Origin of the sequence: Ruegeria sp. HKCCA5929, from assembly GCF_013034525.1 — a bacterium.
Taxonomy (GTDB): domain Bacteria; phylum Pseudomonadota; class Alphaproteobacteria; order Rhodobacterales; family Rhodobacteraceae; genus Ruegeria.
The window spans coordinates 1-19421 of record NZ_WQGE01000013.1 but is presented as its reverse complement, the minus strand read 5'-3'; the positions used below and the strand labels follow the sequence as shown (position 1 = coordinate 19421).

The 19421-nt window shown below is 56.2% G+C and carries 20 protein-coding genes and 1 tRNA gene; 8 read left to right on the top strand and 13 right to left on the bottom strand.

Going from position 1 to position 19421, the window contains the following annotated elements; translation table 11 throughout:
* Positions 1–152: 152 nt before the first annotated feature.
* A complete protein-coding gene (locus GOV90_RS20400) occupies positions 153–2942 on the top strand; it encodes a bifunctional aconitate hydratase 2/2-methylisocitrate dehydratase (protein ID WP_171096704.1) in 2790 nt (929 codons plus the stop codon).
* 111 nt (positions 2943–3053) lie between these two features.
* Here GOV90_RS20400 and GOV90_RS20395 read toward each other — a convergent pair whose 3' ends face one another.
* Complete coding sequence (locus GOV90_RS20395; protein ID WP_171096703.1) at positions 3054–3512, bottom strand: Lrp/AsnC family transcriptional regulator; 459 nt, start codon at positions 3510–3512, stop codon at positions 3054–3056.
* Positions 3513–3631: 119 nt separating this feature from the next.
* Here GOV90_RS20395 and phhA point away from each other — a divergent pair, with 119 nt between their 5' ends.
* A complete protein-coding gene (gene phhA / locus GOV90_RS20390; protein WP_171096702.1) occupies positions 3632–4432 on the top strand; it encodes a phenylalanine 4-monooxygenase in 801 nt (266 codons plus the stop codon).
* Between the two features lie 15 nt (positions 4433–4447).
* Here phhA and GOV90_RS20385 read toward each other — a convergent pair whose 3' ends face one another.
* The 3 genes from GOV90_RS20385 to GOV90_RS20375 all read right to left on the bottom strand — a co-directional run bounded on the left by GOV90_RS20385 (position 4448) and on the right by GOV90_RS20375 (position 6655).
* Positions 4448–4969 carry a GNAT family N-acetyltransferase gene (locus GOV90_RS20385; RefSeq protein ID WP_171096701.1) on the bottom strand — a complete coding sequence of 174 codons (522 nt, stop codon included), beginning with the start codon at positions 4967–4969 and terminating at the stop codon, positions 4448–4450.
* Positions 4966–5520, bottom strand: coding sequence for a helix-turn-helix domain-containing protein (locus GOV90_RS20380; protein WP_171096700.1), 555 nt, complete (start codon positions 5518–5520; stop codon positions 4966–4968). Before GOV90_RS20380 ends, GOV90_RS20385 begins: the two co-directional genes overlap by 4 nt.
* 118 nt (positions 5521–5638) lie before the next feature.
* Positions 5639–6655 (bottom strand): Fe(3+) ABC transporter substrate-binding protein, encoded by a 1017-nt coding sequence (locus GOV90_RS20375; RefSeq protein WP_171096699.1) that lies wholly within the window; start codon positions 6653–6655, stop codon positions 5639–5641.
* Positions 6656–6904: 249 nt separating this feature from the next.
* Between GOV90_RS20375 and GOV90_RS20370 the strand changes: the two genes are divergently transcribed.
* Positions 6905–7228, top strand: a complete 324-nt coding sequence (locus GOV90_RS20370; RefSeq protein ID WP_171096698.1) for a SemiSWEET transporter — start codon at positions 6905–6907, stop codon at positions 7226–7228.
* A 170-nt stretch (positions 7229–7398) separates the two neighbouring features.
* On the opposite strand, the gene GOV90_RS20365 is transcribed toward GOV90_RS20370, so the two are convergent.
* The 5 genes from GOV90_RS20365 to GOV90_RS20345 form a co-directional block, all read right to left on the bottom strand.
* Positions 7399–7956: a hypothetical protein gene (locus GOV90_RS20365; protein ID WP_171096697.1), complete on the bottom strand. Its 558-nt coding sequence runs from the start codon at positions 7954–7956 to the stop codon at positions 7399–7401.
* A 26-nt stretch (positions 7957–7982) separates the two neighbouring features.
* Complete coding sequence (locus GOV90_RS20360) at positions 7983–8486, bottom strand: hypothetical protein (RefSeq protein WP_171096695.1); 504 nt, start codon at positions 8484–8486, stop codon at positions 7983–7985.
* The gene (locus tag GOV90_RS20355; protein ID WP_171096693.1) at positions 8479–8856 is read right to left on the bottom strand and encodes a hypothetical protein; all 378 of its coding nucleotides are present in this window, start codon (positions 8854–8856) and stop codon (positions 8479–8481) included. The genes GOV90_RS20360 and GOV90_RS20355 overlap by 8 nt, the downstream gene beginning before the upstream one ends.
* A 210-nt stretch (positions 8857–9066) precedes the next feature.
* Positions 9067–9192, bottom strand: coding sequence for a type B 50S ribosomal protein L36 (ykgO, locus tag GOV90_RS20350; RefSeq protein ID WP_008755722.1), 126 nt, complete (start codon positions 9190–9192; stop codon positions 9067–9069).
* A 90-nt stretch (positions 9193–9282) separates the two neighbouring features.
* Positions 9283–9357 (bottom strand) — tRNA-Val (locus GOV90_RS20345).
* Positions 9358–9505: 148 nt separating this feature from the next.
* Here GOV90_RS20345 and GOV90_RS20340 point away from each other — a divergent pair.
* The gene (locus GOV90_RS20340) at positions 9506–10366 is read left to right on the top strand and encodes an N-formylglutamate amidohydrolase (protein ID WP_171096691.1); all 861 of its coding nucleotides are present in this window, start codon (positions 9506–9508) and stop codon (positions 10364–10366) included.
* Positions 10367–10368: 2 nt separating this feature from the next.
* Here GOV90_RS20340 and GOV90_RS20335 read toward each other — a convergent pair whose 3' ends face one another.
* Both GOV90_RS20335 and pyrF read right to left on the bottom strand, forming a co-directional pair.
* Positions 10369–11622: a DNA polymerase IV gene (locus tag GOV90_RS20335; RefSeq protein ID WP_171096689.1), complete on the bottom strand. Its 1254-nt coding sequence runs from the start codon at positions 11620–11622 to the stop codon at positions 10369–10371.
* Between the two features lie 350 nt (positions 11623–11972).
* Positions 11973–12677, bottom strand: coding sequence for an orotidine-5'-phosphate decarboxylase (pyrF, locus tag GOV90_RS20330; protein WP_171096687.1), 705 nt, complete (start codon positions 12675–12677; stop codon positions 11973–11975).
* A gap of 140 nt (positions 12678–12817) precedes the next feature.
* Here pyrF and GOV90_RS20325 point away from each other — a divergent pair, with 140 nt between their 5' ends.
* The gene (locus GOV90_RS20325; protein ID WP_171096685.1) at positions 12818–13135 is read left to right on the top strand and encodes a hypothetical protein; all 318 of its coding nucleotides are present in this window, start codon (positions 12818–12820) and stop codon (positions 13133–13135) included.
* A gap of 126 nt (positions 13136–13261) precedes the next feature.
* Positions 13262–15880 carry an ATP-dependent chaperone ClpB gene (gene clpB / locus GOV90_RS20320; RefSeq protein WP_171172894.1) on the top strand — a complete coding sequence of 873 codons (2619 nt, stop codon included), beginning with the start codon at positions 13262–13264 and terminating at the stop codon, positions 15878–15880.
* Positions 15881–15936: 56 nt separating this feature from the next.
* Here the strand turns inward: clpB and GOV90_RS20315 are convergent, their stop codons facing one another.
* Both GOV90_RS20315 and GOV90_RS20310 read right to left on the bottom strand, forming a co-directional pair.
* A complete protein-coding gene (locus tag GOV90_RS20315) occupies positions 15937–16554 on the bottom strand; it encodes a class I SAM-dependent methyltransferase (RefSeq protein WP_253284834.1) in 618 nt (205 codons plus the stop codon).
* A gap of 95 nt (positions 16555–16649) precedes the next feature.
* Complete coding sequence (locus GOV90_RS20310; protein WP_171096671.1) at positions 16650–17465, bottom strand: cyclase family protein; 816 nt, start codon at positions 17463–17465, stop codon at positions 16650–16652.
* Between the two features lie 301 nt (positions 17466–17766).
* Between GOV90_RS20310 and msrP the strand changes: the two genes are divergently transcribed.
* Positions 17767–18669 carry a protein-methionine-sulfoxide reductase catalytic subunit MsrP gene (gene msrP / locus GOV90_RS20305; RefSeq protein ID WP_171096669.1) on the top strand — a complete coding sequence of 301 codons (903 nt, stop codon included), beginning with the start codon at positions 17767–17769 and terminating at the stop codon, positions 18667–18669.
* A 4-nt stretch (positions 18670–18673) separates the two neighbouring features.
* Positions 18674–19288 (top strand): protein-methionine-sulfoxide reductase heme-binding subunit MsrQ, encoded by a 615-nt coding sequence (msrQ, locus tag GOV90_RS20300; protein WP_171096744.1) that lies wholly within the window; start codon positions 18674–18676, stop codon positions 19286–19288.
* Positions 19289–19421 lie beyond the last annotated feature (133 nt).

Here is a 19421-nt window from a genome sequence, read left to right as displayed (position 1 = left end):
GGTAGCGACTTTGGCAGGCTGCAACCGGCTCAGGACACCGGGTCGCAGGTCTGGGACTTGCATGTGGCGCAGTTTTAGTATACCGCCGCATACAAATTGAAAGTGCCGGCCTTTTGACTGCCGGTACACCCAGCTAAATGGTCGGACCCGTCATGAGCCTCTATACTGATTACCTGAATGAAATCGAAACCCGCAAAGAGCAGGGCCTGAGCCCAAAACCCATCGATGATGGGGCTTTGGCGAAGGAAATCATTGATCAGATCCGTGATCCCCAGAACGAACATCGCGCAGACTCGCTGAACTATTTCATCTACAATACGCTGCCCGGCACAACCAGCGCGGCTGGCGAAAAGGCCAGCTTTCTGAAAGAGGTCATTCTGGGCGAAGCTGACGTCGAAGAAATCTCGCAGGACTTTGCGTTCGATCTGTTGTCGCATATGAAAGGTGGCCCCTCGGTCGAGGTTCTTCTGGACCTTGCGCTGGGCGATGACGCTGCAGTTGCTGGCAAAGCGGCGGAAGTGCTGAAAACACAAGTCTTCCTGTACGACGCCGACACCGACCGACTGAAGGCCGCGCTCGAGGGCGGCAACACCGTCGCGCGGGATATCTTGGAAAGCTATGCCAAGGCCGAGTTTTTCACCAAGCTGCCCGACATCGACGAGGAAATCGAAATCGTCACATATGTTGCTGCCGAAGGTGACATTTCCACAGACCTTCTGTCGCCGGGCAATCAGGCACACTCGCGCGCCGACCGCGAACTGCACGGCAAGTGCCTGATCTCGGAAAAGGCGCAGCAGGAAATTCAGGATCTGAAGCTTCAGCACCCCGGCAAACGTGTCATGCTGATCGCTGAAAAAGGAACCATGGGTGTTGGTTCTTCACGTATGTCCGGCGTAAACAATGTGGCGCTTTGGACCGGTAAGCAAGCCAGCCCCTATGTGCCGTTTGTCAACTTTGCCCCAATCGTCGCGGGTACGAATGGCATCTCTCCGATCTTCCTGACCACCGTCGGTGTAACCGGTGGCATCGGTCTGGACCTGAAGAACTGGGTTAAAAAGGTGGACGAGGACGGCAATGCGATCCTGAACAATGACGGCAACCCGATCTTGGAAGAGAAGTACTCGGTCGCCACAGGCACGGTTCTGAAGATCAACACCAAAGACCACAAACTGCTGAGCGAAGATGGCGATGAGTTGGTCGACGTATCCTCGTCCTTTACCCCGCAAAAAGTGGAATTCATGAAGGCCGGGGGCTCTTACGCCATTGTCTTTGGAAAGAAGCTGCAAACATTTGCGGCCGAGACGCTGGGTGTCGAAGCACCTTTGGTCTTTGCCCCGTCCAAGGAAATCAGCCACGAAGGCCAGGGCCTGACCGCAGTCGAGAAGATCTTTAACAAGAACGCATTGGGCACCACGCCGGGCAAAACCCTGCACGCGGGTTCGGACGTTCGCGTGAAGGTCAACATTGTCGGCTCGCAAGACACCACCGGTCTGATGACCATGCAGGAACTTGAGGCGATGGCCGCGACCGTTGTGGCGCCCAGCGTTGATGGGGCTTATCAGTCCGGCTGCCACACTGCATCGGTCTGGGATGCCAAGGCGCAGGCCAACACGCCACGCCTGATGAAGTTCATGAATGACTTCGGACTTGTCACCGGACGTGACCCCAAAGGCGTCTATCATTCGATGACCGACGTGATCCACAAGGTGCTGAACGACATCACCGTGGATGACTGGTCGGTCATCATCGGCGGTGACAGCCACACCCGCATGTCCAAAGGCGTCGCCTTTGGCGCGGACTCGGGCACTGTGGCGCTGGCACTGGCGACCGGTGAAGCCTCGATGCCGATCCCGGAGTCGGTCAAGGTGACCTTCAAAGGCAAAATGGCCGATCACATGGACTTCCGCGATGTGGTGCATGCAACCCAGGCGCAAATGCTGGACCAGCACGGCGACAACGTGTTCCAGGGTCGTGTGATCGAAGTGCATATTGGCACGCTGCTGGCGGATCAGGCCTTCACCTTCACCGACTGGACAGCCGAGATGAAGGCCAAGGCATCGGTCTGTATCTCGAATGATGAGACCCTGATCGGTTCGCTGGAATTGGCCAAGTCGCGCATCCAGATCATGATCGACAAGGGCATGGAGCATGAAAACGGCATGCTGCAAAAGCTGATCAACATCGCGGACGCGCGCATCGCCGAGATCAAATCGGGTGAAAAACCCGCGCTGCAGCCGGATGACAACGCGAAATACTTCGCTGAAGTCGTCGTCGATCTGGATCAGATTGTTGAACCGATGATCGCCGACCCGGATGTTCACAATGCCGATGTTTCCAAGCGCTATACCCACGACACGATCCGCCCGATCTCGTACTACAAAGCCGAAAAGCATGTCGATCTGGGCTTTGTTGGTTCGTGCATGGTGCATAAGGGGGACATCAAGATTGTCGCCCAGATGTTGAAGAACCTTGAGAAGGAAGCCGGTAAGGTCGAATTCAAGGCGCCGCTGGTCGTCGCGGCCCCAACCTACAACATCATCGACGAGTTGAAAGAAGAGGGTGACTGGGAAGTGCTTGAGAAATACTCGGGCTTCGAATTCGACGATCTTTTCCCGAAACAGAATGCCCGCACCGAGTACGAAAACATCCTCTACTTGGAACGTCCGGGTTGTAACCTGTGCATGGGCAACCAGGAAAAAGCCGCCAAGGGGGATACGGTTCTGGCCACCTCGACCCGCCTGTTCCAGGGCCGTGTCGTGGCGGACGCGCCGGACAAGAAGGGTGAAAGCCTGCTGGCCTCGACCCCGGTTGTCGTGCTGTCGGCTATCTTGGGCCGCACCCCAAATATCGACGAGTACAAGACCGCTGTTGAAGGCATCGACTTGACCAAATTCGCGCCTTCGACTGAAAAGCCAGCGGGCACGAAGTCAGCGCACTTCTAAACGCCGCCGTCGACGCTGAGAATACTTCGCCCGGGCACCCTGCAGGTGCCCGGGCGTTTTCATTCGTTGAATTCAAGCCGCGGTTGCGTTTGCCGAAAAGGCGATCCGCATTCAAAGAATAGGCAACGGTCCACGGGTCTTGGTTTGGCGAAGTACAAAATTGCTGCGCGTGTCGCGGACCAACCCGGACTTCAAGAGTCGTTGCATGATGAAGACCTCCAGATCTTCGGGCGTTTTCGCATAGACTTTCAGTATGAAATCGTGATCCCCGGTGATCGATGCACATTCAACAATCTGCGGTTCGGTTTCGACCAAACGCAGGAAATCTGCAATGCTCTTTTCCTGATGATCCTTAAGCGCAACATGAACATACGCGATGGCGTTTAGCCCAACGGCCTTGGCGGGCACTTGCGCGCGATAGCCTGTAACCACTCCGGACGCTTCAAGATCGCGAACACGCCGCCAGCATTGCGAGGCCGATAACCCGGTTCGGTCCGCCAGCTCTTGCATAGACAGACGTCCACTGATCTGAAGCTCGCGCAGGATATCGATGTCTGCAGGATGAAGCATATGTTTCGCAAACTCAATTTTTCCGGTCTATTTCAATCAAACTAGCGAGAAATCTCCAGTAATCAAAACAAATCTCCCGCGTGTGACGCGGTATCCTGTTCCTCAGCAGGAGGAAGCGGATGCCAAAATCGACCAAATACGTTGCCAAAGTCGCCGACGCGCGTGGCCATATCGCCTATACGGATGAAGAAAACGCCGTTTGGGCCGATCTATACGCAGCGCAGGAGAATAATGTTCAGCGCTATATGGCGCGCGAATATCTTGACGGACTGGCGCGTCTTGAGTTGCCAAAGACCAAGGTGCCGTCTTGCGCCGATATCTCGGATCGACTGCTGGATCTGACGGGGTGGCGGGTGCAACCGGTTCCGGCCCTGATCGGGTTCAAGACGTTCTTTGGAATGCTTGCAGATCGCGTTTTTCCCGCAGCGTCGTTTATTCGCTCGCGCGAGGATTTCGACTATATCGAAGAGCCGGATATTTTTCATGAGATCTTCGGCCACACCCCGTTGCTCAGTGACCCACGCTTTGCCGCGTTCAGCCACGCCATCGGCAAGGCAGGCCAGCAGGCGACGGATGCAGATTACGCCTGGCTGATCAGGCTATACTGGTTTTCCATTGAATTTGGGTTGCGCCGACAGGGCGGTCAGATCAAGGCTTTGGGATCGGGGCTGGCGTCGTCGCCGACCGAACTGGTTTATGCCGTAACCAGCGACATCCCGGATCGCGACGCGTTTGACATCCTGACAATTCTGCGCACGCCTTATCGGATCGACATGCACCAGATGGGGTATTTTGTGCTGGATGACCCTGAAGATCTGTTCGAAGCAGCCGATCGCGATCTGTTGTCCGATGTCCGGCACGCGCGTCGTTTGGGGTTGTTGCCAAACAAGTTTCCGGAAAAGGTTACGGCAGCAGAATAGCCGCGTCGTCCATCTTCAGGCGGACAGGTCTTTGTACATGTACGTGGTCGGTTCCAGCCTGGGTTCGAACGGGTTACGGCAATAATTCGGTATTTCCCCTGCAATTTGAAACCCGAGGCTTTGGTACAGCATCCGTGAGGGATCGCTGCTGCGCGTATCCAGCACCAGCATCGTGCGGTGCAAGCTGCGGGCGTGTTCAAAAAGCGCCGCCATCAAAGCGCGGGCATGCCCGCGACGTCGCGCGTTTGGGTGAACCAGCAGCTTTGCGACATCCGCACGGTGGGGTTGGTTGGGCATGGCCGCCGGGACAAGCTGCACGGTACCTAAAACGCGCGCGCCGTCATAGGCCGCGAAAATCTCTAAAGCGCCCGCGTTTAATCCCGGCCGCACGTGCTGCTGCCAATAGTTTCGCGCGTTTTCCTGCGCAAAGGGAAGGATAAACCCTATACTGGCCCCGTCATGGACACAGGCGTGCAAAATCTCTGCCAGATCATCTAAGGCGGCATCGAATTCTGAACAAGTTAGACGTGTGATCATACCAGCACCAGTAGATACCGTGCGCCTCGTTCGGCGCCTGTTTCAAACCGGGTCGGACCAGATAAATGATAACGCAGACAATCCCCCGCGCTCAGATCGTGTGGCGTTCCGTCAACTGTCAACGTCAGTGCGCCATCGATCAGGATCAGGTGATGTTCTTGCCCTGATTTGGGCGGCGTCTCGTACGTGATCACGGTGTTACGCGGCAGGTGGCCCTCCACGACCTCAGCGTTCAGACCGTTCGCAGGAGGAGACACGGCGCGGCGGGTGTATCCCGTTTCGGGATCGCTCCATTCCGTCTGATGTTCAAACGGAACCTTGGGGTCAAAACTGTCTTCGACCATCATCAACAGGCGTGACATCGGTAAGTCGTATGCGGCACATAAACGACCAAGGTTTTCTGCCGTGGGGCTGACATCGCCCTTCTCCATCCGAGACAAGGTGGCGCGACTGATGCCACTGTGCTCAGACAATTGGTCCAGAGACCATCCACGCCCGCGGCGGAGTTCATTCAATCGGCTGGCAAGGCGGTTCGAGAGCGCGTCGAGCATGGATCATATAATAGAAAAAATTCCAGATATGAGAAAGATAGTCCAAAACAAATAAACTGTAAACGAAAAAAGGGTGCGGAAACCTCGCACCCTTTGTGGTTTGCGTCGAATTGGAAGGTTACTTCCAGCCAACCTCGTTAAAGATCTTTTGCGCTTCGGGAATGTTCTTGGCAACTTCGGACAGGTTCACTTCGTCAGCCTTGAACTCGCCCAAGGTAGCGACAGACTCAGCCAGCGCGACACTAGGTACAGCCGGGTATTCGTCATTACCTGCCGAGAAATATTGCTGCGCCTGATCGCCTGCCAGATACTCAAGGAAGAGGATCGCGTTTTCTTTGTTCGGCGCGTTTGCCGCAACGCCGCCGCCTGACAGATTCATGTGGGCCCCATAACCTTCCTGGTTCGGGAAGACCCAGCCGATCATGTCACGGTCAGCAGACAGGCCTTTGACATCTTTGCGGATTGCGCGCGCAAAGTAATAGGTGTTCGAGACTGCAATGTCGCATTCACCCGATACGATGCCGCGCAGCTGGTCGGTGTCGCCGCCCTGTGGATCACGCGCCATGTTGGCGACAATACCTTCTGCCCAGGTTTTCGCGGCGTCGGCGCCTTCGTGGGTGATGATCGAGGCCAACAAGGTCTGGTTGTACGTGTTGGTCGACGAGCGGATGCAGATCAGGCCCTTATACTCTGGCTTGGCCAAATCGGCATAAGTGGCCGGTGGGTTGGTGACGTTTTCTTTGTTGTAAAAGATAATCCGACCGCGCTGCGAAAAGCCGAACCATTGATTGTCGCTGTCTTGCAGATTCGCGGGGATACGTTCTTCCAGGGTTGCGCTTTCGATGGCCTGCAAGATGCCTGCGTCTTTGGCGCGAGCCAGGCGCGAAGTGTCAACGGTCAGCATAACGTCTGCGGGCGAGTTTTCGCCTTCGGCTTCCATCCGCGCGATCAATTCGTCGGCTTTGCCTTCGATGCGATTGATCTTGATGCCGGTTGCGTCTTCGAAATCGGTATACAGACGTTCATCGGTGTCATAGTGGCGCGACGAATAAAGGTTCAGTTCCCCTTCAGCGACGGCGGAGGTGGCAATCAATGCCGACAGTGCGGCGACGATGCAGGTGGAGGAGTTCAGCATGTTGCGTCCCATTGTTGAATTCAGAGAGTGGACATTAATCCGACTGATTTGATCAATTATACGATTCCCGGCGGGATGCAAGGAAATCCGACGAAAATAGTTGGGTAAATGTCAGAAAGAGGTATTGGGTGAAACCTGAAACACTTTTTTGCACGTATTGGCCGCAGGGGCCGAGCGAGTTAGTTTGGGGTTACAGCTTTTCTGCGACAGGCAGAGTCGGATTGAGTAGTGCACGAAAAGGATCAGTTGATGCCCGAAACACTTGCGGAAAAACTGGAAAAATCAAACCTTGGACATTGGATGGCCCGCTACGAAAGCTTCATGGTTTTTGTCGGCGTCGTTGGACCATTTGCGACCCTGCCGCAACTGATGAAGCTCTATTTTACGCATACAGAACACGCGACTGGCCAATCTTTGGTGTCATGGTCGCTTTATGCTGCTGTCTCATTCCTGTGGTTCGCTTACGGTTTGATTGTTGGGAAGCTGCCGATCTATGTCGGCAATGGCATCTCAATGGTTCTGAACATCTTGATGGTGATCGGAATTCTAATTCACGCCGGAGTCACGTTCTAAAAAGCGTCAGGCGCAGGTAACCCCCGCCAAACGGCGCAGTTCGTTACATCTCAATTCGGGTCTAGCCGCCGATGTTCGTGGAGCTGGCGCTGTGTCATGCCGGACGCGAAATTGCCGCCTTTGCGACGCGCCGCCCTGCATTCTTACAATCTGAACTGTTCACGACTTAGCTACTGTCGCTTCCTTGACTGTTTTCCAGCCTGGCGAAGCTGTGGGGCCGGCTCAGGCTCGGGGTCGGGGTCTTCACCCATGACCGGATTTTCGGCAAGCATCGCCGCCGTCACAGCCTCCATATATTTCTGAAGCAAAATAGGGGGGTCCGCAGGTGCCAGTTTGATAGTCAACCTGCTCGCGCCTTCCTGGCTGTATGCGTAGCGAGAGGAATAGCTGGCATTGACCTGTGCGGCCACAGGACCCCAGCCGCCTTTGACGGATGCACTGCCTGACTTTTCCTTTTGTTTCGTCATCGAGATCGCCATTTTCACTTCGATCTCAGCTTCCTGAACGGCATAAAACGCGGGAAGAAACCCCATCGAAACAAGGCTGAATTCTTTGCCGGGTCCACTTGGGTTGGACAGGTCGGGCAGCATAATCTTCTGATCGGCCATGTATTTGGCAACATCGGTCGAATGACGATCCAGTTCTGATTGCGACTCGGCGACGGAAAGGGCCAGTTTTTGAACCATTTCCGCAAAGGGGACGTTTAGCAATTCCTGCCCGATACTCATCTTCGAACTCCTGTTCCAAATTCAGTCTACTTGATAATTTTCGTGGGGGACCGCCTCCTGACGGAAAATGTGACTTTTGAAGCGTTCTGGCTGATCACCTGCTTCTTTGCATTGGTCGCAATCTGGGCGGTTTCACCATCCTGACCCAATCCAACAAAGGCTTCGACTTTCACGTTGTCGATGGTGAAATCGTCGCTGTCGTTAGATCCGGCCAGAATCTGTTCTCCCAGTGCTTGCGAGAATTTCTGCGCGTCGACGATCTGCGTGTCTCTATCGTCTGCCATCACCTCGGCGGCAGCACTGGCCAATGGGCTCGTCACGGGCGGCAAACTGGCCCCGACCATCATTTCACCGCCATCCTCCAACTCATCAATCCTGTCTTCCAGGTCCGAGATGGTCTGCCTTAGTTCGTTTTCACGTGTCTCCATGGCGGTCAGCCTGTCCGAAAGAGACTTGAGCAAAAGCGTAAACGCTTCGGGCATTTCGGTAACCCGAACTTCTATCGGTTGCTTTCGATCGGAATCAGCCATCTTCGGGCCTGCCGGTCTCATCCTCGTGAACGGGTCCGGGGACAAAACGCATGCGCATGGTGGACGCGCTTTTTGAGTCGAGCGTATCGGTCTGCGTCAGCTTTGGGCCCCAAAGAAAGCTGAACAGCCTGTCTTCTTCCCCTTGCTCGCTGGACATTTCCATGACCACTTTCAGTTCAACGTCGACATCTTGCATATGATAAAAGACAGGCGGTATGCCCATGTCGCGCAGTTCCTGCGGATAGTTCTTTAGTGCTTCCAACTGATCTCTGCTCAGTTGTTCCGCAGCCTGGGCAACGCTTTTACCGATATCGGCAACCATGTCCGTCAGAGTTGTACCAAATATTGCATGAGGGTCATCGTTGGCCAAATCAGACCTCCTGACATCATAAATCGATCAAACGTTAACACGAGAACGACTTATAACAATGAGAAATGTCAGGTTAAGACTTCGCCGCTTTTGGCGAGCGAATTACAGCGGCAACGCATGTTTGGACAGGCTCGCCATTCGCAGATTGTTGTCAGGCACAAAAAAACCGCGCTGAAAGGCGCGGTTCTTTAAAAGCTATTTAAGCAGTTCTTAGCCCTGACGAGCTTTGAACTTGCGCTGCGTCTTGTTGATCACGTAGACGCGGCCTTTGCGACGCACAATACGGCAATCACGGTGCCGGTTCTTGAGCGAGCGGAGCGAGTTCTTGACCTTCATGGTCTGTCTCCAATCTGCGGCGCCTTCATCAAAGACGTGGCCAGCGCCTGGGTTAGTCGGGTGCCCCGGAAGCCCGGAACAGTGAATAGATGGTGGGCGGTACAAGGATCGAACTTGTGACCCCTTCGATGTCAACGAAGTGCTCTACCGCTGAGCTAACCGCCCACGTTCCCGATGCATGTCCTGCCCCATAACGAAATGGGGCGCGGATCACCGCGCCGGTAGCGGGGTCTATAAAAGGAGTCGTTCAGGGGTTCAAGGGGTTTGGAAGAACAATTTTCCAGTCTATGTTGATTACGAACATGGAGTGATCATGCAGAACGCAGCCTTTGTATTGGATATGCCTGAAAACCGTAGTTCATGCGTGGTTTTTTCATCCCCACACAGCGGGCGAGAGTATCCTGAGGCTTTTCTGAAACGCTCGGTGCTGAATCAAAACGTGATTCGATCGTCGGAAGATGCCTTTGTGGATCAACTGTTTGCCCCTGCTGCTGAATACGGTGCACCCTTGATCAAGGCAGCCATGCCGCGTGCGTATCTGGATTTGAATCGCAGTCTGGATGAGCTGGACCCGGCCCTGATCAGCGGTGCGCGCAGACATGGGCACAACCCGCGAGTCGCTTCTGGGTTAGGGGTGATTCCCCGCGTCGTGGCTAACGGTCGGGCAATCTACAGCGGAAAGCTGACCATGGATGAAGCGCGGTTGCGTATCGATACCTACTGGCGTCCCTATCACGCACGATTGAAATCCCTGCTGGCCGAATCGCATGAGAAATTTGGTCAGGCAATATTGGTGGATTGCCACTCGATGCCGCACGAGGCGGTTTCAATGGCCGGTACGGCGCGCAGCAAACGTCCGGATATTGTGTTAGGCGATCGGTTTGGCGCGTCAGCGTCTTCGGAAATCGTGGACCTTGTTGAATCGGCCTTTGCTGCGGCAGGATTGATCGTGGCGCGAAACGCGCCGTTCGCCGGGGCCTATGTCACCCAGACCTATGGCCGTCCGGGGCGCCATCAGCACGCCATTCAGATCGAGATCGACCGCTCACTCTATATGAACGAAGAGAAGATCACGCCAAATGCCAATTTTATGGCATTTTCGAAGCTCTTGCGGCAGGTGGTGCGCGAAATCTCCAGCATCGGGTCGGAACCGGTTCGTTTGGCGGCCGAATAACCTCAGCGCAGCGCGCGGCCTTTGACGATGGCATCCGAGCCAAACCTTTGTCGGATCTCGTCGGTGGCCCGTTCCGCCTGCGATCTGCGCGCAGCGCCCGGATCAAGCAGATCGCCCGAGATGTCGGCCTGATCTGCGGGGCACAGATCAGACAAACCACATCCCAAAAGCCGGTAAGGCCCCTGATCGCCCACCTGATCAAACAACCCTTTTGCTGTGCGATAGATCCTATCGGCGATCTGGGTCGCATCGCGAAGGGACACGCGCCGGGTCAGGGTTTTGTGATTTGCCTTCTTCAGTTTGAGCGTGACAACCCGTCCGGCCAGATCTTTGGCCTTGGCCCGATCCGAAACTTTCAGCGCCATACGCCACAAATGCCCATCCAGGATCTCGGGGTTGGCCGTGTCTTCGAAAAATGTGGTCTCGTTGCTGATGGATTTCATAGGCTCATGAGCCGAGACACGCCGTTTGTCCTGCCCCCGGGCCAGATGCCACAGGCGATACCCCATCGCGCCGAAGCGTTCCGTCAGCGCCTCTTGATCCCAGCGCAGCAAATCGTTGAAGGTTCGTATCCCCGCCCGGTCCAGCGACTCTTGCGCCGCTGGGCCAATGCCCCAGATCAGCCGCAAGGGTTTGTCGTTCAGGAACGTTGCCGTTTCGGCCTTTCCGATCACCGAAAAACCGCGCGGTTTGTCGAGGTCTGACGCAACCTTGGCGAGGAACTTGTTGTGGCTCAGCCCGATGGACCCTGTCACGCCCAGCTCCTCCTTCATGCGTTTGACCAGGCGCGCCAGCATGACGGCGGGCGGCGCTCCGTGCAGGCGTTCAGTGCCTGACAGATCCATGAACGCCTCGTCCAGAGACAGTGGTTCCACGACCGGCGTCAACTCATCCATCATGGCGCGGATGTCGCGCGACACTTCGGCGTAAACGGACATACGTGGTTTGATTACCACCGCGTCCGGGCAGAGTTGCAGCGCTTTGAACATGGGCATCGCGGAGCGCACGCCGCGGATTCGGGCCACGTAACACGCCGTTGAAACCACACCCCGTTTCCCGCCACCAATGATGACAGGCTTGTCCGCAAGCTCGGGATTGTCGCGCTTTTCAACCGATGCATAGAAGGCGTCGCAATCCATATGAGCGATGGACAGGTCAAAGAGCTCGGGGTGCAACTTGACCCTGGGGCTGCCGCAGGCCGGACAGCGCCGTTCGTTTGTCAAAGGTGTCAGGCAATCTCGGCAAAGACCGGGCATCTGCGCCCTCATGCGTTCCGCAGTTGGCTAGGACGTCACTTATACCAGCTTCGGCGCTGGATCAAAGCTCCGGTTTTGCGGCAGGGCTTTCTGAGAAGAAGCCCCCCGCTGCATGGCGGGGGGAAGTAACGAACCTCAGGAAGAAGCGGTTCGTTGGGGAGTATTGCCCTCAGAATCGCTGAATTTCCCAAGTTTCGATAGGCCGATGACGGTTTCGCAAAAACTCGTAATTTGAATGTGTGTTTTCCGGCACAGGGACGATTTGGCGCGGTTTCCCCACAAAGTGACGCAAGGTCAACTTGTTATCTGGCAAACCGAACGTGCAAACCTGACGAATTGATCTGGTTCAGTCAGTGAACTTTCAAAGAATTTAGCTCTGCCAGAACGGCTTCGGCGGCCGCTTTTGGATCCTGTGCCTGATAAATCGGTCGGCCAACGACGATATGATCTGCACCATCCAGAATCGCACTGGCTGGCGTAGCCACACGTTTCTGATCACCCAGCGCAGCACCGGCGGGGCGCACACCGGGGGTGACTATCAGGCGACCTTCGGCTTGGGGTAGCGAGCGGATCAGGGCGGCCTCCTGCGGGCTGGCGATGACGCCATCTGCTCCGGCTTCCAGCGCCTTGGCGGCGCGTTCGACAACCAAATCCTGCACGTCGCCGTCTTTCAGAAGGCTGGCGTCCAGATCATCGCGGTTCAGCGAAGTCAGGATCGTCACAGCGAGGATTTTAAGGTCCTTGCCCGAAGCCCCCTCTTTTGCGGCGCGCACCACATGGGGGTCGCCATGCACGGTCAGAAAATCCAGATCGAATTGCGCCAGCCCCCGCACGGCGTTTTCCACCGTATTGCCGATGTCGAACAGTTTCATGTCCAGAAAGATGCGTTTGCCGTGGTCTTGTTTCAGTTCGTTGGCCAAAGCCAAACCACCACCGGTCAGCATACCCAAACCAATTTTATAAAAAGACACGCTGTCGCCCAGCCGCTCAGCCATGGCCAGACCTTGCAGGGCATTGGGGACATCGAGGGCTACGATCAGACGGTCATCGGACATGGGGCGCTCCTTTTTGGCAAACGTCTGCGTCCTAGCGGGTTCAGGCGGTTCTGTCCATCTTCGAGGCCGGGTGCGGACACGTTCATTTTGTGCTATCCTGCCGGGCATTGAGCACGTGATTTCAGAGTAAGGGACAGAAAATGAAAAAGCTGGTTGTGCTGGGCGTATTGGTTGCGCTGGCTGCATGTGACGAAACCCCGCCCGAAACACCGGAAACCGGGGCTGCTCCTGCACCGACGAATGATGATCTGCGTCTTGTGGGTGGCTACAGGTCCGAGGATGATTGGTGCCAGCTTACGGGCGAAACAGCCTTTACTGGAAATTTCCTGGATCACACGGCCGATCTGGTTTCGTGCCCGACGGGAAGTGCGGCGGCGCAGTCTTTGGTGGATGATCTGGGTGCGGTTCAGGTTGCCGAGACCGGGGGTTACACCGTTTACACCATACAGCGCGAATAGCGGTGATTTCTGCGTCTTAGCCTCTTGAACCGGCAAAGATATTTCCCAGATTGAATGTGAGGCTTCGACCGATATGTGCCGCCAAGCGGGCATGTCAACACGGGGCGCTTGGAAAAGGAGAATATCATGGACTTGAACAAGTTCACCGAGCGGGCACGGGGTTTCGTGCAGGCTGCGCAGACCATTGCGCTGCGTGAGGGGCACCAGAGGCTGGAGCCCACGCATATACTCAAAGCACTAATGGATGACGATCAGGGGCTGGCCAGCAACCTGATCACACGCGCAGGCGGCGCGCCAAACCGCGTGGTTGAAGCGCTGGACGCGGCCATGGGTAAGATCCCGAAGGTCAGCGGCGACGCGAGCCAGATTTACATGGACGGCCAAACCGCCAAAGTTCTGGACGAGGCTGCCAAGATTGCCACCAAGGCGGGCGACAGCTTTGTGCCGGTCGAACGGGTGCTGATGGCGCTGTGTATGGTGAAATCCAAAGCCAAGGACGCTTTGGAGGCCGGGGCTGTATCCGCCCAGAAACTCAATGAGGCGATCAATGACATCCGCAAGGGTCGCACTGCTGACACAGCGTCGGCGGAAGAGGGCTATGACGCGCTCAAGAAATACGCGCGCGACCTGACTGAAGCTGCGGCTGAAGGTAAGATTGACCCGATCATTGGGCGGGATGAGGAAATCCGCCGCTCGATGCAGGTTCTGTCGCGCCGTACCAAGAACAACCCGGTTCTGATCGGGGAACCTGGCGTTGGTAAAACCGCGATCGCCGAAGGCATGGCCCTACGCATCGTCAACGGCGACGTACCGGAATCGCTGAAGGACAAGAAGCTGCTCGCGCTCGACATGGGCGCGCTGATTGCTGGCGCGAAATACCGTGGTGAGTTCGAAGAACGCCTCAAGGCCGTTCTGACCGAAGTCACCGAGGCCGCTGGTGAGATCATCCTGTTCATCGACGAAATGCATACGCTGGTTGGGGCCGGGAAGTCCGACGGCGCGATGGATGCTGCCAACCTGATCAAGCCCGCGCTTGCCCGGGGTGAGCTGCATTGTATCGGCGCGACCACGCTGGACGAGTATCGAAAATACGTCGAAAAAGACGCGGCCCTTGCGCGCCGGTTCCAGCCTGTGATGGTGACTGAGCCAACCGTTGAGGACACGATCAGCATCCTGCGGGGCATCAAGGAAAAGTACGAGTTACACCATGGCGTGCGTATCTCGGATTCAGCATTGGTGTCGGCGGCGACGCTCTCGCATCGCTACATCACTGACAGGTTCCTGCCAGATAAGGCCATCGACCTTGTTGATGAGGCAGCGTCGCGCCTGCGGATGGAGGTGGATAGTAAGCCGGAAGAGCTCGACCAGCTGGATCGCCAAATCCTGCAGATGCAGATCGAGGAAGAGGCGCTGAAGCTGGAAGATGACGCGGCCTCGAAGGATCGACTGGAAACCTTGCAAAAGGATCTGGCCGATCTGCAGGAGAAATCTGCCGAGATGACGGCCCAATGGCAGGCCGAACGCGACAAGCTGGCGGGTGCCCGTGATCTGAAGGAACAGCTCGACAAGGCGCGGGCTGATCTGGAAATTGCCAAGCGCGAAGGTAACCTGGCCAAAGCCGGTGAGCTGTCCTATGGCGTCATCCCAGAGCTTGAGAAAAAGCTGACCGAGGCCGAGAACGCCGAAAGCAACGCCATGATGGCCGAAGAAACGGTGCGCCCGACGCAGATCGCTGCTGTTGTCGAACGCTGGACGGGTATTCCGACCTCGAAAATGCTGGAAGGTGAACGTGAGAAGCTGCTGCGGATGGAAGACGATCTGCATTCCCGCGTGATCGGTCAGGATGCAGCGGTGACCGCTGTCGCCAATGCCGTGCGTCGTGCGCGTGCGGGCCTGAACGACGAAGGTCGCCCGCTGGGCTCGTTCCTGTTCCTTGGGCCGACCGGTGTGGGTAAGACAGAACTGACCAAGGCCGTAGCGAACTTCCTGTTCGACGACGACAATGCGATGGTCCGTATCGACATGTCCGAGTTCATGGAGAAGCATGCCGTTGCCCGTCTGATCGGTGCCCCTCCGGGCTATGTCGGCTATGACGAAGGCGGTGTGCTGACCGAAGCCGTGCGGCGCAGGCCCTACCAAGTTGTGCTGTTTGATGAGGTCGAAAAAGCGCACCCGGATGTGTTCAACGTGCTGTTGCAGGTTCTGGATGATGGCGTTCTGACCGATGGTCAGGGTCGCACCGTGGACTTCAAGCAGACGCTGATCATCCTGACGTCGAACCTTGGCTCTCAGGCGCTCAGCCAATTGCCCGAAGGTGCGGACAGCGTGCAGGCGCGGCGCGATGTGATGGATGCGGTACGGGCCCATTTCCGGCCCGAGTTCCTGAACCGTCTGGACGAGACGATCATCTTCGATCGACTCAAGCGGGGTGATATGGATGGCATCGTCGATATCCAGATGGCGCGTCTGCAAAAACGTCTGGCCGCTCGCAAGATCGAGCTGGTGCTGGATGACGGTGCCAAGGAGTGGCTGGCCAATGAAGGCTATGATCCGGTATTTGGTGCCCGTCCGTTGAAGCGCGTGATCCAGCGCGCGCTTCAGAACCCGCTGGCCGAAGCGCTGCTGGCTGGTGAGATCAAGGATGGCGAGACCGTTCCCGTCACCGCGGGTCCAGACGGGCTGATCATAGGCGACTGGCTTGGGACGTCAGACCGACCTCGTCCTGATGATGCCGTGGTGCATTAATCCAACGGAAATAAGAAGACCCGCTATATCGGCGGGTCTTTTTTTGAAAACTAGTCTCAGCGACGCGCCAGTATTCCGAGGCTTGTCCGGGACGGTGGTCCTGCAGGGAATGCGTATATGCTTTCGCATTCAAATCCTGCTTGATCTAACAGAGCCAAGATCTCTTCCCTGCGAAAGGTGCGGTGTCGCCATTGCAGCCAGATGATTGCATTGCACCAATGCGGCTTTGATACCACCAGATACAGACGACCTCCGGGTTGCAGCAGGTCGCGAATCTGTTCAAGCGCGTTCAAGGGACTCGGGCAGTGTTCAACCACATGCGCTGCAAGTGCCACGTCGGCAGGTTTAAGATTGACAGAGCCCAGCACGCCTTGTGCAATACTTGGTTCTACGCCCCGCGCCCGCAATGCGCCCTGACCCTGTTGCAGCATGACCGAACTGGGTTCAAGCAGCGTTAAGTCTTTGGGCGGTCCATGAATGGCGACCCAAGCTTCGGCGAAGGAAGCTGTCCCAGCGCCTACGTCAACAACACACTGCTTTGGTTCTGGCCCACGGTATTCCGCCGAAAGAAAACCAAGATACGCATCGTAGTAACCAAGTGCGCGCATCTTGTCCCGCCATTTAGGCGCTGCGGTATCATAGCGCGAGGTGGTATCCGAAGCCGTCTTTTCCATAGGTTGATGTGTCCGCTGGGCCATAGGCCATTGGTTCGCATGGTGAGAGACGGACCAGCAGTACAGACAAGCCCGTTTCGTCGTCGCTCATAGGTTCAAACCAACGCAAAGATCCGCGCTGGGCCTCCTGTGCCACCTGCATGTTTTGGTGCGCCAATAACAAGTGTCGCGCCGGATGCCGGCACCCGATCCAGATTGGCCAGGCATTCAATTCCAAACCGACCTGAAGGCAGCCACGCATAATGGGTGGCAAAATCTGCTGACATGCCATGATCCAGCGACAGGGTATCCACAGCAATCGATCGCGCGCCGGTGTCCTCCATCAGCATTTGCGCCGCTTCGACATGAAAGCCGGGATAATGCTGAGCTTCGCCATCGAAGTTGCGGAATCCGTCTGTAGCGGTCTTGCTGCCCCAACCTGAATGCATCGCGACGCAGGCCCCATCGGGGATGTCACCATTTGCTGCGATCCACGCTTTCAGATCGTCTGGTGTGACACGTGTGTCTGCATCGTCTGCCGCGCGGGCGGCGATATCCACGACGCACAATGGGGCCACCAGATCGTTGACAGGGATCTCATCAACCGAGGTGCCATCCGCCGAAAAGTGCAGCGGAGCGTCGATATGGGTGCCGGTATGTTCATTGATCGAAAGGTTGAACAGGTTGAAACCGTGATCTGCAAAGTTGAAAGGCTGTTCAGCCGAAATACCGGGATCCCCGCCCCATGTCGGAAATTCCGGGCTGAGCGTGTGGGTCATGTCCTCGACACTGCCATGTCCTGCGGCCAGAGCTGCAGGGGCCGTGCCACCGGTTGCGACGGCGGCAACGCTTGTTGCAGCTGCAGCTTTGAAGAACCCACGCCGAGACAGCATCCTCTCTTTGACGGCGCTCATTACACAGATGTCACACATAATTCTTCCTCCCTTTCTGCAGCGATACGGCTGCAATGGCAGGCAAGCAACGCGCAGGATCGCGTGCGATACCTGCGTGACAGAGTGCAGTCTGGTAGGCGCTTTTGTAAAGGTTTCCGGAAAACAGTTCGGCCAAAGCAGTCGTTAAGAACAGCTGTACAGGCAGAATACTCCGGTCTTTGTGAGGTGTCCGATTTGAGAACGTTACAGTCACTTCGCTCAATCGTTACGCCTGTTTCGCTGGCGCTATGCTATCAGCGCATTACGTCAACACAGACATAAGTACCTAACGGAGACCCATATGGCGCATCGCTGGACTAATACTTTGACACAAGCCGACGTCACCCCGCAGGTGGCGTTCCTGAACCGGCGGCAGGTAATGGCCGGGCTGGCGGGTGTCGGACTGACCGCGATGGCGCGCCCGGCTGCGGCGCAAGACGCGCTGGAACCGAACACATGGGAAGAGATCACCACCTACAACAACTATTATGAGTTCGGAACAGGCAAAGACGATCCTGCCAAATATGCCGGATCTCTGGTGACTGAGCCCTGGAGCGTCAAGATAGACGGTTTGGTGGATCGCCCGGGCGAGTATGACTTCAAGGACATTCTGTCAGAGATGACCGTCGAAGAGCGGATATACCGTTTCCGATGCGTCGAAGCCTGGTCCATGGTCATTCCGTGGAACGGGTTCGAGCTTGCCGACTTGCTGAACATGGCCGGAGTTCAGGAAGGCGCGAAATATGTGGCTTTCGAAACTGCATACCGCCCTGATGAAATGCCCGGAACCCGATTCCCGATTCTCGAATGGCCGTATCGTGAGGGGTTGCGCCTGGATGAGGCGATGCACCCGCTGACGATCATGGCCACAGGAATTTACGGGAAAACAATTCCGAACCAGAATGGCGCGCCTTTGCGTTTGGTGGTTCCATGGAAATATGGTTTCAAGTCGATCAAGTCGATTGTACGCGTCACTCTGACCGACGTAGAGCCGCCCACAAGCTGGAACATGTCCAACCCGCGCGAATACGGATTTTACAGCAATGTGAATCCAAATGTAGATCATCCACGTTGGTCTCAGGCGTCCGAGCGCCGCATTGGGGGCGGCCTGTTTGCCAAGCGAATCCCCACTCTGATGTTCAACGGTTATGAGGAAGAGGTCGCCAGCCTTTATGAAGGCTTGGATCTGGCCAAAAACTACTAAGACCATGCAGGCCGTGAACCAGATATTCCGCCGTATTCCGGTATGGGCCATTTACCTGCTTGGGGCGCTACCTGCGCCCTGGCTGTTCTATCTGGGCCTGACCGGGGGGCTGGGTATCGACCCGATCGAAGCGCTGGAGCATCGCTATGGCGAACTGGCCTTGCAACTTCTGATCGCTGGGCTGGCAATCACGCCCCTGCTTCGGTTCACTGGTTTGAACCTGATGAAGTTCCGGCGTGCGATCGGAGTGCTGACATTTTCTTATGTAAGCCTGCATCTTTTGGTTTGGCTGATCTTGGATGTACAGCTTCCCAGTCAGATCTGGGCGGACATTCTCAAGCGTCCCTACATCACGGTTGGCATGGCGGCCTTCCTTCTTTTGGTGCCGCTGGCGGTGACATCCAACAATTGGTCGGTGCGCAGGTTAGGGCCTCGTTGGCGCAAGCTCCACCGTCTGGTGTACCCAATCGCGCTGTTGGGTGCCTTGCACTACGTGATGTTGGCCAAAGGGTTCCAGATCGAGCCGCTGGTCTATCTGACGATCATTCTTGCACTTCTTGCCCTTCGTTTACCGATGCCGCGACTCGTTTCCGGATCGAAAACGGCCGATTCAGCCTGACTCGGAAGCGAGTCTGTGGGTAACTGTGTGCACAAGGGTGCGGTGCTGCGAGTTTTGGGGTGTCGCCAGCAAGTATCGGCCCCGTTTTCCGTCTTTAATCTAGTTTAACCTTTTGATTTTGTTTTATTATTTG

Bases quoted from the DNA above. Each gene is read 5' to 3' on its own strand.
- msrQ (WP_171096744.1), top strand. From the start codon at position 18,674: ATGCAGGCCGTGAACCAGATATTCCGCCGTATTCCGGTATGGGCCATT.
- phhA (WP_171096702.1), top strand. From the start codon at position 3,632: ATGCCAAAATCGACCAAATACGTTGCCAAAGTCGCCGACGCGCGTGGC.
- GOV90_RS20385 (WP_171096701.1), bottom strand. From the start codon at position 4,969: ATGATCACACGTCTAACTTGTTCAGAATTCGATGCCGCCTTAGATGAT.
- GOV90_RS20310 (WP_171096671.1), bottom strand. From the start codon at position 17,465: ATGTGTGACATCTGTGTAATGAGCGCCGTCAAAGAGAGGATGCTGTCT.
- pyrF (WP_171096687.1), bottom strand. From the start codon at position 12,677: ATGTCCGATGACCGTCTGATCGTAGCCCTCGATGTCCCCAATGCCCTG.
- GOV90_RS20370 (WP_171096698.1), top strand. From the start codon at position 6,905: ATGCCCGAAACACTTGCGGAAAAACTGGAAAAATCAAACCTTGGACAT.
- GOV90_RS20380 (WP_171096700.1), bottom strand. From the start codon at position 5,520: ATGCTCGACGCGCTCTCGAACCGCCTTGCCAGCCGATTGAATGAACTC.
- GOV90_RS20340 (WP_171096691.1), top strand. From the start codon at position 9,506: ATGCAGAACGCAGCCTTTGTATTGGATATGCCTGAAAACCGTAGTTCA.
- msrP (WP_171096669.1), top strand. From the start codon at position 17,767: ATGGCGCATCGCTGGACTAATACTTTGACACAAGCCGACGTCACCCCG.
- GOV90_RS20400 (WP_171096704.1), top strand. From the start codon at position 153: ATGAGCCTCTATACTGATTACCTGAATGAAATCGAAACCCGCAAAGAG.
- GOV90_RS20325 (WP_171096685.1), top strand. From the start codon at position 12,818: ATGAAAAAGCTGGTTGTGCTGGGCGTATTGGTTGCGCTGGCTGCATGT.
- GOV90_RS20395 (WP_171096703.1), bottom strand. From the start codon at position 3,512: ATGCTTCATCCTGCAGACATCGATATCCTGCGCGAGCTTCAGATCAGT.
- GOV90_RS20335 (WP_171096689.1), bottom strand. From the start codon at position 11,622: ATGCCCGGTCTTTGCCGAGATTGCCTGACACCTTTGACAAACGAACGG.
- clpB (WP_171172894.1), top strand. From the start codon at position 13,262: ATGGACTTGAACAAGTTCACCGAGCGGGCACGGGGTTTCGTGCAGGCT.
- ykgO (WP_008755722.1), bottom strand. From the start codon at position 9,192: ATGAAGGTCAAGAACTCGCTCCGCTCGCTCAAGAACCGGCACCGTGAT.
- GOV90_RS20360 (WP_171096695.1), bottom strand. From the start codon at position 8,486: ATGGCTGATTCCGATCGAAAGCAACCGATAGAAGTTCGGGTTACCGAA.
- GOV90_RS20315 (WP_253284834.1), bottom strand. From the start codon at position 16,554: ATGGAAAAGACGGCTTCGGATACCACCTCGCGCTATGATACCGCAGCG.
- GOV90_RS20375 (WP_171096699.1), bottom strand. From the start codon at position 6,655: ATGCTGAACTCCTCCACCTGCATCGTCGCCGCACTGTCGGCATTGATT.
- GOV90_RS20365 (WP_171096697.1), bottom strand. From the start codon at position 7,956: ATGAGTATCGGGCAGGAATTGCTAAACGTCCCCTTTGCGGAAATGGTT.